The organism is Chryseosolibacter histidinae (assembly GCF_018598225.1).
Taxonomy (GTDB): Bacteria; Bacteroidota; Bacteroidia; order Cytophagales; family Cyclobacteriaceae; genus Chryseosolibacter; species Chryseosolibacter histidini.
Genome location: NZ_JAHESF010000014.1, coordinates 175,478 through 190,756 on the forward strand (window position 1 = coordinate 175,478; position 15,279 = coordinate 190,756).

Here is a 15,279-nt window from a genome sequence, read left to right on the forward strand (position 1 = left end):
TTTGCCCCTGGAAGAACAGGTTCAGGTCAAAGTTTTTGTATCCGAAATCAAATGTAATTCCGAAAACATGCTGGGCACCGCGGTATAATCAAACCTGAACTGGTCCGCTCCGTTGATCAGGTTATCGTTGTTCAGGTCAACAATTTTTGTATCCCCCACCTGGGCGTTGGCGAGGTGCGGATAGGCGTCCAGCTCCTCTTGTGTATTGAACACGCCGTCTGCTTTGTAATACAGGCCTGCGCCCACCGGGTGACCTGTTCTATTTTTGTAAGGCTCGTCCTGCGGCACTTCGTCCATAAAAACGATCTTGCTGCGGGTGAAAGCTGTATTTGCGGAGATCCTGTAGTCTACGCTGCCGATCTTGCTCTTGTGTGTAAGCACCAATTCAAACCCGCTGTTTTCGGCTTTTCCTAAGTTCTCATAAGGCAATCCGGGAAAGCCGTAGACATTGCTTACCGATACGTTTCTTGGAACAAGGATATTGGATCGTTTTGATTGAAAGCGTGTGACGTCAACACCCAGCAAGCCGTTCCAGAAAGTACCCTCGATGCCAAAGTCTGTTTGCCTGGCAACCTCCCACGTAATGTTCGGGTTCGGCATCACACCGGGATAAATGCCGGGCACGTCAGCAGATCCGAAAACATAATTATCCCCGAAAGAAAAGGACTGAAGATACTGGTAAGCGCCTACCCGGTCATTGCCCGACTCGCCATAGGACGCCCTGACCTTAAGGTTATTGATAAAAGTCAGGCTTTTCAAAAACGACTCCTCCGATAAACGCCAGCCGGCTGAAACACCGGGGAAGAATCCATAACGCTTTCCCTCGGGAAAGATCTGTGAACCATCGTAGCGGAACAGGAATTCCACCAGGTATCTTTCAGAGAAGTTGTAGTTTAAACGGCCAAGATAATTCTGGTAAGCGCTTGCGCCGGAAGAGCCACCGTTATTCCGGTCGGCGGGAGCCGTGCTGCCAACATCGATCTGCTCAATGGCGGTGCTCACAAAATTTTTGCGGTAGGCCGATGCCCACGAATTTTCCGATTTCTGCCTTTCAATTCCCAGCATTACGCCGATGAAATGTTTATCGAAGGTCTTGTCGTAGTTGATCCTGAAGTTGCTCAGTATCGTGGTCCACTTCCGGTAAGTGTCGGTTAGCTCCGCCGTTGACGAACCAGTGCCCTGCTTTTTGATATATTCACCTGTAACGACATTATATTCGTGATAAAAATATGGCTTGATCCAGCGTTTCTCAAATTGATTGTTCAGGTCATAGTTGTACGTGCCGGTGAGCTTCAAACCTTTCACAAAAGGAACGTTGTAGGTGGCCGTGAAAGAAGAAAACAGCGGAGAGCTTTGTACCCTGTTGTATCCACGCTGATCCAAAAGAAGCGGGTTCTCTCCCAGGCGGCCCGGTGCGATCAGGCCGTTGGGATAACGGGCAACCAGGGTCGGGTTGGCGTGGAGTATGTTATAAAAGTCCACCCGTTCATCGTTGTTCTGGTTATCCTGGGTTGAAGACGATCGCTTATCGTTTATGATCCCGGAGATGTTGGCGCCAAGTGTAAGATTCTTCGTGAGGTTGACATCAACATTCAGGCGCACGTTGTACTGGCGGTAAGAATTTGGCGCATGCTTCAGAATACCTTCCTGGTTCGTGGCGCCAAACGACAGGAAATACCTTACAGATTCACCCCCGCCCGTAGCCGAAAGGTTAAACCGCTGCTGCACTGAGGCCGACTTGAAAACTTCATCCACCCAGTTTGTGTTGGGGTATAAAACAGGATCAGAGCCATCGCGGTACTTCTGGATTGCTTCATTGGAGTAAAAAGGAGTCCAGGTAGCCGGCCTGCCTGCCCTGTACCATTCCGCTTCGTTAAATGCTTCTGCGAACGTGGCGGCATCGAGCACGTCCATTACTTTGGTAGGCTGCGAAAATGCATGATTAAAAGAAAGATCAAAAACCGGCTTACCCTTCACGCCTTTTTTAGTGGTGATCAGGATAACGCCATTGGCAGCGCGCGCGCCATAAATTGATGCGGAGGCATCCTTCAGCACGGAGATACTTTCTATGTCCTGTGGATTCAGCCTGGTCATGTATGCCCTGGGCACGCCGTCTATCACGATCAGCGGAGCACTGGCCGTTGAGCTTGCATCACCGTCGGCGCCGAATGTTCCATAACCACGCACCAAGATACCGGGATCGTCCTGCCCGGGCTCGCCGGAGCGCTGGTTGACAATCAGACCGGGCAGCTTCCCTGCGAGGGAGTTGCCAACGTTGGTCGATGGACTTTTCACAATTTCCTTTCCGGAAATATTGGCAACGGATCCTGTGAGCGTTTCTTTTTTCTGCTCACCGTATCCCACAACAACTACTTCTCCTAATGTTGTAACATCGCCAACGATCGAAATATCAAAGTTGGTCCGGTCGCCCACCCTGACCTCCTGTGTGGCATAGCCGATAAAACTGAACACAATGACAGCGTTCTCATCACGCACGTTCATACTGAACATACCGTCAATATCCGTGGTGGTGCCGTTCGTTGTTCCCTTTTCTATCACGTTGACGCCTGGCACCGGCTGACCCGATTCATCCGTGACTTTTCCCTTCACAGGCCGTTCCTGGGTGATCGCAGATTCCGCCGGCGCGAGACCGGACTTCGGCTTCAGCACGATCTCTTCTTCTTCTTCAACGATGATCAGTGAAACATGAGAGTCGAAAAGACGGTCAAGAACTTCCTTCAGTGAAGCTTCTTCCAGTTTCATTGAAACCCTGTCTAACGATCTGATGAACTTGTCTCTGTACGTGAACTCCACCGATGTCTGTTTTTCAATTTCAGACAAAACGCTTTGCACTTCCCTTTGATTTACGTCGAGGGAGACTTTCCTGTCCAGTATGCCTTGCCCATTCAAGTGAGCGGCGGATACCAGCGAGGTCAGCGCGGTCATCAATAGCATCTGTGTAAAGGTGATTCTCATAATGGCATAGAATACCTGTTGAATAGGTCTGGGTTTATTCATACCTTTAAATAGTTTTTGTTAGTGAAACAGCAAAAACGAGCTTTTCCCCGATCCGTCGGGGAAGGGATCAAAGGCCGGTGGTGCGTCAACATCATCGGCTTTCTTATGATGGCAGGTTATGTAGAATTGACCATAGGCATTTTGTTTTCAGTCTGGAAATTCACTTGTAATGCTAATCACATCCGGCCCCACTGATCACGATCCTGTTCTCCTTCAATTCATATTTCGCTCCAATGGCGCTGGTGATAATATCGAGCCTGTTGTAGAGACCTCCCTCCGATATCGACGTTGTCAATGTGCAGGAAGAGAATAACATCTCATCAAACTCGATATCCACGCCATAAGCTTTCTCGATCGCCTCGAAGATCACCTTTGCCGGCGCGCCCTTGAAACGCATGCGTTTTATTTCTGCAGCCGGCAACACCGGCACAGGTGTTTCCACCAATTTTTGTAAGATCTTTTCGTCCCGTTTATTGTAGACAACTTCCTGATTAGGCGTGAGGATCAGGGAAGCCTTTTGATCGATGCTGTTCTCGCGTTCTGCAGATACGGACACCCGGCCCGTTCTTACGGCAACCGTAACATCTGCATCTTCTTTGAACGCCCGCACACCAAAACTAGTACCTAATACTTTTGCGGTTACCTTGTGCGCATATACAATGAAGGGTTGTTGTTCGTTATGAGCAACTTCGAAGAACGCCGCTCCCTCGAGCCTTACCTCTCTGCCCGATCTGTTAAAAAATGGCGACAACTTTATTACGCTTTGGGGCTCCAGCAACACACTACTTCCATCCTGTAACCTGAATCGCTGCGCTGTATTTTTCGCGTTTGCAATTGCTGTCCATTCCAACGCTGCGTCCGCTTTCGAGGCAACAGACCGTTCAGCTGCGCCTGTTTTACTATTTTGCCAATAAATGAAAGCCATTAAGGCTATGGTCACCGAAGCGGCTATTCCGGTAGCAGTCCATAAAAAGACGTTCCGGCCTCCGGACTTCCGAATGTGAGGGGCCACCGATGACCAGTAACGTTTCTCCAACGCTTCTTCTTTCTCTTCGCTTAACAATGTATCGGGTTGCCTGTTCATGGCATCAAACCACGCATCTATCATTTTCACCTCTTCTGGTGAAGCCTGGCCCTGCCTGTATTTTTTCAGAACTCGGTTAAAATCTTTTTGCTCCATATATATCTCAGTAGGAAAGCGCAATCCGGACATAAGCCTGACAGCTGACGCTGAATTGATCCGTCAGTCAGGATTTATCGATCCCAATTCTACCATGTTATTAGTTAAGACAGTTGCCGGGTCACATTGTCTAAACCGGGCCAGAAGTTTTTGTCAAACGATTCCACAATCGAAACTTGACTTTTTAAAGGGGTTGGGTTATAATTGTTTAAATAACACTTTAAACGAGCCCGATATTGTCTGTTTCTACTTTCACTGATAGCGAATTACTGCAGGCTATTCAACAGAACGATGAAAAAGCTTTTGCCGAGCTATTCAGACGTTACTGGAAGAAGGTTCATCATTTGACTTACAAAAGCGTACGCTCGGAAGAAGCCGCACAAGAAATAGTGCAGGATCTTTTTATATCGCTTTGGAATAAGCGCGCGTCCCTGGCCATTCATCATTTACCTTCGTATCTGTATTCGGCAGTAAAAAACAGGGCGTTGAATTACATTGCGTCGCAAACAACGCAAAAAAAGCATTGGGACTACTATAAGCGTTTCATCCCGGTGCAGGATGTTGTCACGGAAAACGACGTTGAGGTAAATGAGCTCCTGGGCGCCATTGAAAATGAGATCGAGCACCTTCCCGAAAAAACAAAAAAAGTTTTCAAGCTCAATATATTGGAGGGGCATTCCATTACTGACATCGCCCACACCTTAAATCTTTCCGAAAAAGCCATTCAATATCACCTCACCCAATCGATAAAAAAGGTTCGGTTTCATTTGAAGAACTTCATACTGGTTCTTTTGCTGGCCTGCTTGGGGTAGCAACTAAAATGTATCATCTGTTCTGTCTGAACAAGCTGAACTCCCTTCTTTCCCTGTGACAAAGCAGATCCGCAATCGCTGCGGCACCTGATCTCATTTAACAGTTATTAACTATGAATAACACAATTTCCACTGCGATCATTCTGTATTTTTAGTAATGGAATAACATTATCAAAAGAAAACAGGCCTTGCATTTTTCCAGCTGCAATAGTTTTTCAGTGCATCGTGGTAAAAGGTTGATCTGTGTTTGTAAATGAATGAGGGGATGTAGAAAAATAACTGTAAACAATGGACGGTAAAAAAATTAAAAAACTTGACTCGGCTTTGGTTCATGCGTCCGGAAAGATCCGTGTACTCAAAGCGCTTGAATGGCCATTGGACTCGGAAAAGATTTTCCTGGATAACTGGCGCAGAGGAAACTTACGCCTGCCAGAGGTTACGTTGCAACGACAGGATCTGACGTCGAGTATTACCAGCCTTGAAGCGATCGTAGCTTGTTGTGACAAGAATCAGGCAGTCGAGAAATTCCTGGCCGATACCGCGCAAAGCTATGCCGATTGTGCCCACATGTTAAGCCATATCGGAACGCCCGAATTTACGCGCTATTCCACCAAAATATACGGACGTCCTGATACGGTTTATAAACTTCAGGGCCAAAGCCCTGTTGACGGCGCCATCTTCTTCTTAAACGTCACTGATAAACTTATCGGAAATGCAGACTTCCCACCGGCCATCAGCGATATTTCTGCGACAGCCTTCGCGGGATGGCTAAAAGCAGAAGTGGACGAATTTTTCGAAAAGGATTGTGTGGAAGTCGTGCTCGATCCGAACCTGGCGTCAAAGGCTCTTGCAGGCGCAACCCGCATCCGCCTTCGGGGCAGCGCCCTATTTTCATCACAAGACAATCAGCTGCTCTATCATGAAGCCTTTATACACACAGCAACGCTATTGAATGGAAAGAAACAGTCGAACCTGAGATCGCTCGGTTTGGGGGCACCCAGAACAACCCGCACACAGGAAGGACTGGCTGTTATGGCCGAGATCCTCACAAACGCCATAGACATCACGCGACTCCGCAGGATCGCTTTACGCGTAATCGCCGTGAAGAAAGCGCTTGACGGTGCCGACTTTGTGGAAATTTTTAAGTTCTTCCTCGATGCCGGTCAGCCTCCGGAAGAATCTGTTCGGTCAGCGCAACGCATTTTCAGGGGTGGCGATGTGAGAGGCGGGGTTGTTTTCACCAAAGATTCCGTTTACCTCGAAGGGCTTCTTGAAGTGCACACCTTCATGCGTGTGGCCATAAGAGATAACCGCCCTGGTTTAATCCGAAACCTCTTCGCCGGAAGGTTAACGATGGGTGACGCGCTTCGGCTTGATCCGTTCTTCCGGACAGGATGGCTTCAGCAACCTCTATATGTTCCGGTATGGGCATCGGACATGACCAAACTTGCCGCCGCCATTAGTTTTGCTGTATACCTGAGCAATATAAAACTGGAAAAAGTATACCTGGAGCGCGCTATCGAATTTGAAGATGAAGTACACATTTGAACCGTGCAGCTTGGAAAAAACTCCTGCTGAGATCAGATGGAATTGAGCTATCGCGAATATGACAACTGAAATGAAGACTCGTCCAACAAAAAAGATCATGAGAACATTACTTGCATTTATCATCACCGGTATGGTGGCTGCTGCATGCGCCGTTGATGCCCAAAAGAAAATTGAAAAAGAAAACATTGCCGTGATACAGAAATATATCGAGGCCGTGCAAAAAAAGGACACACAAACGATGAGCGATCTGCTCGCCGATAATTATATCGGATATGGTCCCTCGTTTTCAGACTCCACCAATAAGCAACAGGCCATTGCCAGCTGGAAAGAGGCAGCAGAAAATCTTTATGACAAAATTGAATACACACGCACGGTAAACATTGCGGCGGACGTAACAGACGGTCCGAACCCGGGGAATTTTGTTTCTGACTGGGCCAGTCTCAAGATCACTTATAAAGACGGACGCGGGCCGGTGTATCTGAACATGAACGCGATTTACCGGATCGAAAATGGAAAAATTACCCTGAGCCGCACTTTCTACAATGAAGCAGACGTTTTGCGGCAGCTTGGATACAAATTTATCACCAACAACTAACTCAGGACGTTATGAAAATGATACTCATCATAGGCATGATGCTGTTTTGCACCATGGGCTACGCACAAACTGCCAAGCCAGCCACCACTACCTTTGCTAAAAATCTGGGCCTCTATGTGTTCCCCACCAAAAATCAGGATCAGGCAACACAGGAAAAAGATGACGCGGACTGCTATCGTTGGGCGGTACAGGAATCCGGCATCGATCCGTTGAATCCCCCAAAAGTGGAAGCAGAGAAAGTGGATACATCTCCTGACGGAACCGCCGTGGTCGGTGCAGCAAAAGGAGCTGCCGCAGGCGTGGCGATCGGCGCCATTGCCGGTGACGCCGGAAAAGGTGCCGCTATTGGAGCTGTAGCGGGTGGCCTCGCAGGGCGAAGAGCAAAGAAAACCAATGAGGCACAACAGCAGGAAAAAAACAATGAGGCTGCCGCGCAACAAAAAACCGCCATTAGTGAAAGCTTTAAGAAAGCATTTTCGGTTTGTCTTGAAGGGAAAGGTTATACGGTAAAGTAAGAAGTATCTCATGCTTGCAGAACGCAGGCAGCTGAACTTTTATGCAATACATCCTGATATTCACATGGCTCACACTCTTCTCTTTTCTCGTCAGGGCACAAGATCAAACAACAAGCACCAGTGATACCGCATGCGTCCAAAGAGATCTGAGTGATCTCATCCGGGGCATAATGAACAAACCCCCAAAGGCGGGCGACAATACCGGGTCTTTTTTTTTGATCCCGATTATTGGATCTAGTCCTGCCACGGGGTTCATGGTGGGCGTTGGCCTCCAGTATGGTTTCAAAATGCCCGGCGCCGGTACCCGCTTTTCGATGGTGTCGGGAAGCGTTCAGTTCACCTCAAAAAACCAAAAGATCTTTCTGCTGAAAAATAACATCTACACAAAAAACAATAACATTTTCTTTACCGGCGATTGGCGGTACCTCATCTTCTCACAAGCCACTTACGGATTGGGCACGAATGCTCCCGAGGGAGGGATCCTGGAATATCAATACAACCTGAGCGGAGTCGAGACCTCCAGAGATTCCCTGGCCCAGCCATTGGATTTTAATTTCATCCGGTTATACCAGTCGGCATCATTCAGGATCCTGAAACGTCACGAAGGATTTTACCTGGGCGTGGGATACTGTCTCGACCGCTATACCAAAATTGTGGATGAAAAGTTACGACTCTCCCCTGGCGACTCCCTGATCACAAGTCACTATGCGTATAGTCAGCATTATGGATTCAACACCGATCATTACTCCTTATCGACCTTCAATCTGAATTTTATCTGGGATACACGCGACAACATGATCAATCCGTATTCAGGTCACTACCTGATGGTCACATGGCGGGGTGGTCCGAGATTCCTGGGCAATAAAAATCCATCCAGCTTTGTACACCTGGAGTGGCGAAGTTTTCATCGCCTGTCACCTAAAAACCCGAGGCATCTGATCGCGTTCTGGCTGATGGGTGAGTTCACGCCCGAAGGCAAATTCCCCTACATGGCACTGCCTGCTACAGCCTATGATCAGCGAAGCCGGAGCGCGCGTGGTTATTCACAGGGTCGCTTTCGCGGAAATAATCTTGTATATGGCGAAGCGGAATATCGTTTTCCCATCTCCCCTTGCGGAGGAATTCTGGGAGGCGTATTGTTTGTAAATGCAACTACCGCCAGTAACAAGGCACAATCGCTCTCGTTATTCCAATCCGTAAAACCTGCCTATGGCCTGGGTGTGCGCTTAATGGTAGACAAAGCCACACGAACAAACCTTGCGATTGATTTCGGGTTTGGCGATCAATCATCCGGGTTTTACCTGGCCGCTACAGAGACCTTTTAAACGCTGATTGTGCAGGATAACAGGATTAACAGGATAACAGGATCAACAGGATTAAAGACTGTCGTCGATACCGGATGTGGCAATAATCCACAAAAGAAAGGTATGCGGATTATTACTCAAAAAATTGAAAAAAGCATGGTTAGTTTCTGGAAGTAGGAAAAGCCCTCTCTATTTTATCGCCCCAAAAGCCGCAAAGCATGAGTTCTTATGCAAAACATCTATCTGGCTAAATCCTACTTTCCCGAGCAACGCAAGCTGGTAATTCAAAGAACGGGGAGTGTCTTCATAACGTACATAGGCCCATACTTTCTCCCGGTACTCAACACCGCCCAGCGACTCTAAATAACTGGTGTATTTATCTTCAAACAACTTGTTGATAGCCTCGGAATGATGGCAAATGAAGTCAGATACCCAAAAGCTGCCGCCCGGTTTCAATGCTTTGTAAATTTTATTGAACATCAGTTCCCAATCGTCGTCATCGCGCAGGTGATGCAGTGTAGCCGCGGCAAGAATAATATCAAAGCGATCTGCTTCCAAGTTGAGGTTTCGCATATCACCCTGGATCAACGTAACCTTTCCCGTTGTCTGCGGCGCTACTCTTTCTTCAGCCTTTTGCAACATCGGAAGACTCAGGTCATTCAGCACGCAATTGAGATCTGGGATCTTACTCAACATTTTCAGTGTGTAATTACCGGCACCACATCCGATGTCCAGCAATTCCTTAGCCTGTGGGTTAGCATACCGTGCTGCTTCGGTGCACAGCTCCATTGTCAACGGTGCATCTATTGTGGTTTGTTGTCCCGTCTGAAGATTGGAAAAACGTTCGGTATCCTTATCAAATCTTTCCCTGATCTCCTCGTTGGTCGCCTTGTTAGAATAATCTGCTTTCATCTTCCGATTTTTTTTATTTATCAAACTTATCAATTTTTGCGGGGTAATCCACCGCTGGCGGACCAATCGCCTACCCGAATGATTGTTCGTTAGATTCACCCTCCGGGAGACTTGCTTCACTTGCGGCAATTTTGCACCTTTGATATGAGCCCATTGGGAAGGAGTTTTTCTTTCCGCGGGCTTTTTTGTTTTCTTCTCCGCTAAACAGGGCAATATGTTAAGACAAGCAGTTATAGTAATTCACGGTATCGGTGAGCAAAAACCCATGAGCACACTGCGCGGTTTCGTGGACTCCGTGAGCGACTACAGGAACCAGGAAGACTGGATCCAGGTGTACAATATTCCGGATACTTTCTCGGGCAGCTATGAATTGCGGCAGCTTACAATGTACAAAGGAAAGGAGCTTCGTACTGATTTCTTTGAGTATTACTGGGCATACAATATGCGTGGAACAAAGCTGTCGTCGGTGTGGACCTGGTTGGTGCAGTTGATGTTCCGCAAACCAAAAAATATTCCAGGGAGGATCAGGTGGCTCTACGGCCTGTTGTGGCTGATCGCTGTTGGCTACATAGTGGTATTGATCACCGGCGTCCTCAACTGGTTTCAGCAACTGGAATGGACACAGCTCCCGATGGTCGTGCTGGCAGGGAACGCGGTTCTCAACATCTTCGCATTTGTGCTTACGGCTTTCCTGGGCGACGCAGCGCGTTATACATACGCATCACCCGAAAACATCGAGGAACGCGGCAAGATCCGTAAAGGAGGAATAGACTTGTTGCATCAGCTTCATGTGTCAAAAAAGTACACCAGGATTGTACTGGTGGGGCACAGCTTAGGAAGCATGATCGCTTACGACATGCTGAAACATTATTGGTCTCAGGTGTACAAGGACTACGAGGTTCGACCGGATTACCTGAGAAAACAGATGGACCAATACAACGAAAAAAGTGTAGCCGGATTTTCCATGAAGAATGACGCGGAAGTTGCAGCATACATGAAGCTGCAGAGCCTGTTGTTTTCTGAACAGCGCAAGCGCGGAAACCCATGGCTCGTAACAGACCTTATAACATTAGGCAGCCCGTTGGCGCATGGTGAATTGCTGATGGCAGAAACCAAAGAGATGTTTAAGGAACGGAAACGTGAAAGAGAACTGCCGTCCAATCCACCACAACAAGAGAAAAACAAAACCATCAGCTACTCACAACCTTTCTCGCGGGATCCTGATAGCACGGTCCGTGATACACCTATGGAAATCATCCACCATGCGGGCCACTTTGCTTTCACGCGATGGCACAACCTGTATTACAAACGCGATTACGTGGGCGGCCCGGCACGCGAGATCTTTGGCGCCGGTATGCTGGATAAACAATTGACTTCAACATCATGGAAAGACAGCCTGCCATTCCTCATGCACACCAACTATTGGGCGAATCCAAAGAAATCTAAAACGGCGGCTGCCGAAAGCATAGCGTACCTGAAGAAGGTCATTTTGGAAATGACAAAACCGGAACAATAACCATTTTTCTCCTGGAAATATCACCATGCTCCGGCTGCTCACCACCGGTGCATTTTTTTTTGCGTTGCTCCTATCTGTCGATTGCATTTAAGATGAATGATCCTATTTTAGTAAAAATTCTGATCTACTATGCAGCGACTTCTCCTTCCATTCATCATCCTGATCGTTGCCAGTGCCTTTTTGAGCGCGGCATGTATTCGTAAACAAGATGACTCCGATAACAACATCACTGAATCACGTGACACCAGCATCACTGAATCAGGTGATCGCGCGGTCACTGATCCGCCTGAAGCAAAAAAGAATAAACCCATCTTAACCGGCGCAGACCAGCCCGAGCTGTATGTGCCCTATCTGAAAGGCAAAAGAGTAGCCATGCTGGCAAACCAAACTTCCATTATCGGCAAACGGCACCTGGTGGACAGCCTGAAAACCCTGGGCGTAAACATCGTCAAGGTATTCGGCCCCGAGCACGGATTCCGTGGTCAGGCCAGCGCAGGTGTTCACGTAGCGGATGAGGTAGACCCGACCTCAGGCATCAAGGTGATCTCGCTGTATGGCGCCAAGAACAAACCCTCTAATGAAGATCTCGCCGATGTTGATGTGGTGTTGTACGATCTCCAGGATGTAGGTTGCCGCTTCTACACCAACATTAACGCACTCGTAAGGCTGATGGAAGCCTGCCAGGAAAACAACAAGGAGCTGTTGATCCTCGACCGGCCCAATCCTAACGGATACCTGATCGATGGCCCCATCCTCGACATGAAATACAAGTCGGGCATCGGCATGTTTCCCATCCCCATGTCGCATGGTCTTACCGTTGCAGAGTTTGCCCAGATGGCCAACGGTGAAGGCTGGCTTACGAACAAGGCCAAATGCAAACTGAAGATCATCACCAATGCCAACTATGAGCACGACATGCCCTATACCCTGCCCGTGCCGCCCTCGCCTAACCTGAGCACGCAACAAGGCATTATGCTGTACCCGTCAACCTGTATGTTCGAAGGTGTTTACGTGAACCACGGCCGCGGAACGCACTATGGGTTTACCCTGCTCGGCAGCCCGGCGTACAAAGGCATCTACGCCTTCTCGTACACACCCACCAGCATCAAAGGTATGGCCGAGTCGCCACTGTTCATGAACGAAGTGTGTTATGGCCTTGACCTTCGCACCTATGATGTAGAGCTGCTGCGCAAGAGCAAGCAGATCAACATCCAATGGATCATGGAGCTTTACAAGAATCACCCGGAAAAAGAGAAGTTCTTCGACTCGAAGCTGAGCAGGCAGATGAACACCATCGAGCTGCTCATCGGCACCGACCAGTTCAGAAAACAGATCATCGAAGGCAAATCTGAAAAAGAGATCCGCGCCAGCTGGGAACCCGGCCTGAGCAACTACAAAAAGATGCGGGAGAAATATTTGCTTTACCGTTAGATCAGGTCATCCTTATCTACTCATACCGTAGCACGTTGGCGGGATTTGTTGACGCGGCCTTGATGTAATGGTACGATATCGTAAGCCATACCACACACAAGGTCAGCGTGCCGGTGATGGCAAAGATCCAGGCAGGAACTTCGGTCTGATAGGCAAAGGTTTGAACCCAGCTCATAAATAGCCAGACCGAAAGCCCGGATGAAAGCATGATGGCCAGGATCACCAGCAGCGTGATCTTCCGGCCGAGCATCATCACGATGCTCCAAACCGATGCGCCCAGCACTTTTCGGATACCGATCTCTTTGATCCTTTTTGTTGCTGAGTATGACGTGAGTCCCAGCAAACCGAGGCATGAGATCAGGACGCTGATCATCGAGAATTTTTTAACAAGGTCTGATTGCAATTCATCTTTTGCATACATGGCCTTGAATTCATCGGAGATGAAATCGTAGACCAGGGGCCGTTCATTGCTGATCGCCGTCCATTGCTGCCTGATGAGCGCGAGCAGGCCCTGTGTGTCGTCTCCGGTATACCGTATCAGCATTCTGCCGCGGGGTCGCGCCGTCATGCGGATCATCACCGGTGGAACTTCATTGTGCAAAGATGATACATTAAAATTTTTGACCACACCCACTACCTTGCCCTTGAAATCAGGGTTCCTTATTTCCTTGCCTATCGGGTCGCTCCAGCCCATGGCCCTGACCAGCGCTTCGTTTACAATGACCGCGGCTTCCCTGTCCGTTCCCATGTTCTGGTCAAAGCTCCTTCCCTGCACGATCTTCAAACCAAGGGTCTCAAAGAAACCGAAGTTGACAGCCATCACGCGAAAATTATGCTCCTTAAAACCCGACTCGCTTTCAAACTGGTAGAGCCCTGTTCCCAACGAGCCAGGCCGGCTTCTGCCCGAAGAAACGCTCACCACACCCGGGTACTGCAACAGAGAGGCTTTCAACACCTCGTAGCGGTTCGCGATCAACGTATCGGTCATCTGCACAGACAATACGTGCTCTTTATCGAAGCCCAGGTCGTAATGCTGAAGGTAATCAAGCTGATGTTGGATCAGAAAAGTAAAATTGATCACCAGGATAGAGATGGTGAATTGAAAAAATACCAGCGCGTTCCTCACCCCCCTGCTTCGGTCACTCACCGTCACAGCCTTGCCGGCGCCGGTTGACCGCGACATAAAAAAAGAAGGGTAAATTCCCGCGATGAGCCCGGCGATCAGAAAGACAACAACAAGAAAAACCTGCAGGGCTTTATTATTAAGAATATCTGTTTTCAGGCCAAGCGTGGTGTTGAAGTCCACGATGTTCAGCGTAATCTCAGACAGGGCAAGCCCGAGCCCCAGGGAGACTAGGGCAAGAACGGCGGACTCTATCATGAAGTCGCGGATGAGGCTTGACCGTGACGCGCCGACAAACTTTTTGATCCACACTGACTTGGACCGGCCTGCCGCGCGGGCTGTGGCAAGATTGATGTAGTTGATGCATGAGAGCGCAAGGATGAACAGGCCTATGCAGCCGAAAATATATAAGTGGTTCGTATTTCCAACGGGGTAGTCGGCCCGCAGGTCGTTCCTCCCGTAATGGATCTCAGACAATTTCTGAAACACCGGCACAAACTCCTGGTTGTAGTTGGGCTTATCCTGGTCAACATATTTTTTATAGAACGGGCCCAGCTTCCGTTTAAATGCTTCCGGATCGAAGTCACCATCCACCAGCAGGTACGTGTAAGGCTCGATTTCATAGACGGGCCAGTTCATGGCATCCACGCTTTTGTCCCAATTGGAAATAGCAACAAACGCTTTCACAGCAACATGGCTATTTCCGGGCGGATCCTGGATCACCGCCGTCACTACAACCGGGCGGCTCGTCTCCACCAGAATCTCCTGCCCCATGGGATCTTTGTCACCAAAATATTTTTTTGCAAGTGATTCGGTCAGCACAATGCCCGACGGATTTCGCATGCACGTTGCAGGGTCGCCGCTGATGAACTTATAGGTAAAAACGTCAAAGACGGTCGAGTCGACAAGCGTGACACCCTCTTCATAAAAGAGTTTGTCATCAACCTTGAACAAGGTCTCCTGCCGCGGTATCATCCTCACATACGATCTTATCTCCGGATACTCGGCCATGAGCCTGGGCCCCAGCGAAGGTGAGCTGACCGCAAATTTTACGGGCTCATTTGACGTCATGAAAATGCTCGCCACCCTGTAGATCCTTTCATGATTCAGGTGATGGCGATCATAGTTCAGTTCATTTTGCAGGTACAGGAATATGATAATGGTGGCCGTAATGCCTACACCAAGGCCAATGATGTTCAGGGAGCTGTGAAATTTATCCCTCATCAGGAGCCGGATCGATAACAGGAATGATCTTTTCATAGGCAGGTTGGTAGGTTCTGTATCACCTTCGGTGGCTCACAATTGCGTGCCAATGTTAAAAATCC

General features: G+C 48.6%; 11 protein-coding genes. 7 read left to right on the plus strand and 4 right to left on the minus strand.

Going from position 1 to position 15,279, the window contains the following annotated elements; genetic code table 11:
• Positions 1-21: 21 nt before the first annotated feature.
• Both KK083_RS16000 and KK083_RS16005 read right to left on the minus strand, forming a co-directional pair.
• A complete protein-coding gene (locus KK083_RS16000; RefSeq protein ID WP_254164500.1) occupies positions 22-3,018 on the minus strand; it encodes a SusC/RagA family TonB-linked outer membrane protein in 2,997 nt (998 codons plus the stop codon).
• Between the two features lie 172 nt (positions 3,019-3,190).
• Entirely contained in the window at positions 3,191-4,198 is a 1,008-nt protein-coding gene (locus KK083_RS16005) for a FecR family protein (protein ID WP_254164502.1), read from the minus strand.
• Between the two features lie 236 nt (positions 4,199-4,434).
• On the opposite strand from KK083_RS16005, the gene KK083_RS16010 reads away from it, so the two are divergent.
• The 5 genes from KK083_RS16010 (at position 4,435) to KK083_RS16030 (ending at position 8,993) form a co-directional block, all read left to right on the plus strand.
• Positions 4,435-5,010, plus strand: coding sequence for an RNA polymerase sigma factor (locus KK083_RS16010; RefSeq protein WP_254164504.1), 576 nt, complete (start codon positions 4,435-4,437; stop codon positions 5,008-5,010).
• A gap of 288 nt (positions 5,011-5,298) precedes the next feature.
• The gene (locus KK083_RS16015) at positions 5,299-6,558 is read left to right on the plus strand and encodes a peptidase MATCAP family protein (RefSeq protein ID WP_254164506.1); all 1,260 of its coding nucleotides are present in this window, start codon (positions 5,299-5,301) and stop codon (positions 6,556-6,558) included.
• A gap of 97 nt (positions 6,559-6,655) precedes the next feature.
• A complete protein-coding gene (locus KK083_RS16020; protein ID WP_254164508.1) occupies positions 6,656-7,153 on the plus strand; it encodes a nuclear transport factor 2 family protein in 498 nt (165 codons plus the stop codon).
• A gap of 11 nt (positions 7,154-7,164) precedes the next feature.
• Entirely contained in the window at positions 7,165-7,668 is a 504-nt protein-coding gene (locus tag KK083_RS16025; protein WP_254164510.1) for a glycine zipper domain-containing protein, read from the plus strand.
• 170 nt (positions 7,669-7,838) lie between these two features.
• A complete protein-coding gene (locus KK083_RS16030) occupies positions 7,839-8,993 on the plus strand; it encodes a BamA/TamA family outer membrane protein (protein ID WP_254164512.1) in 1,155 nt (384 codons plus the stop codon).
• A 168-nt stretch (positions 8,994-9,161) separates the two neighbouring features.
• Here KK083_RS16030 and KK083_RS16035 read toward each other — a convergent pair whose 3' ends face one another.
• Entirely contained in the window at positions 9,162-10,004 is an 843-nt protein-coding gene (locus KK083_RS16035) for a class I SAM-dependent methyltransferase (protein WP_317195234.1), read from the minus strand.
• Positions 10,005-10,149: 145 nt separating this feature from the next.
• Here KK083_RS16035 and KK083_RS16040 point away from each other — a divergent pair, with 145 nt between their 5' ends.
• Together KK083_RS16040 and KK083_RS16045 are read left to right on the plus strand one after the other, a co-directional pair.
• Positions 10,150-11,400: a hypothetical protein gene (locus KK083_RS16040; protein WP_254164516.1), complete on the plus strand. Its 1,251-nt coding sequence runs from the start codon at positions 10,150-10,152 to the stop codon at positions 11,398-11,400.
• A gap of 129 nt (positions 11,401-11,529) precedes the next feature.
• Positions 11,530-12,831: an exo-beta-N-acetylmuramidase NamZ family protein gene (locus KK083_RS16045; RefSeq protein ID WP_254164518.1), complete on the plus strand. Its 1,302-nt coding sequence runs from the start codon at positions 11,530-11,532 to the stop codon at positions 12,829-12,831.
• 16 nt (positions 12,832-12,847) lie between these two features.
• Here KK083_RS16045 and KK083_RS16050 read toward each other — a convergent pair whose 3' ends face one another.
• Positions 12,848-15,214 (minus strand): ABC transporter permease, encoded by a 2,367-nt coding sequence (locus KK083_RS16050; protein WP_254164520.1) that lies wholly within the window; start codon positions 15,212-15,214, stop codon positions 12,848-12,850.
• Between the last annotated feature and the right edge of the window lie 65 nt (positions 15,215-15,279).

Bases quoted from the DNA above. Each gene is read 5' to 3' on its own strand.
- KK083_RS16000 (WP_254164500.1), bottom strand. From the start codon at position 3,018: ATGAATAAACCCAGACCTATTCAACAGGTATTCTATGCCATTATGAGA.
- KK083_RS16005 (WP_254164502.1), bottom strand. From the start codon at position 4,198: ATGGAGCAAAAAGATTTTAACCGAGTTCTGAAAAAATACAGGCAGGGC.
- KK083_RS16015 (WP_254164506.1), top strand. From the start codon at position 5,299: ATGGACGGTAAAAAAATTAAAAAACTTGACTCGGCTTTGGTTCATGCG.
- KK083_RS16020 (WP_254164508.1), top strand. From the start codon at position 6,656: ATGAGAACATTACTTGCATTTATCATCACCGGTATGGTGGCTGCTGCA.
- KK083_RS16025 (WP_254164510.1), top strand. From the start codon at position 7,165: ATGAAAATGATACTCATCATAGGCATGATGCTGTTTTGCACCATGGGC.
- KK083_RS16030 (WP_254164512.1), top strand. From the start codon at position 7,839: ATGAACAAACCCCCAAAGGCGGGCGACAATACCGGGTCTTTTTTTTTG.
- KK083_RS16040 (WP_254164516.1), top strand. From the start codon at position 10,150: ATGAGCACACTGCGCGGTTTCGTGGACTCCGTGAGCGACTACAGGAAC.
- KK083_RS16045 (WP_254164518.1), top strand. From the start codon at position 11,530: ATGCAGCGACTTCTCCTTCCATTCATCATCCTGATCGTTGCCAGTGCC.
- KK083_RS16050 (WP_254164520.1), bottom strand. From the start codon at position 15,214: ATGAAAAGATCATTCCTGTTATCGATCCGGCTCCTGATGAGGGATAAA.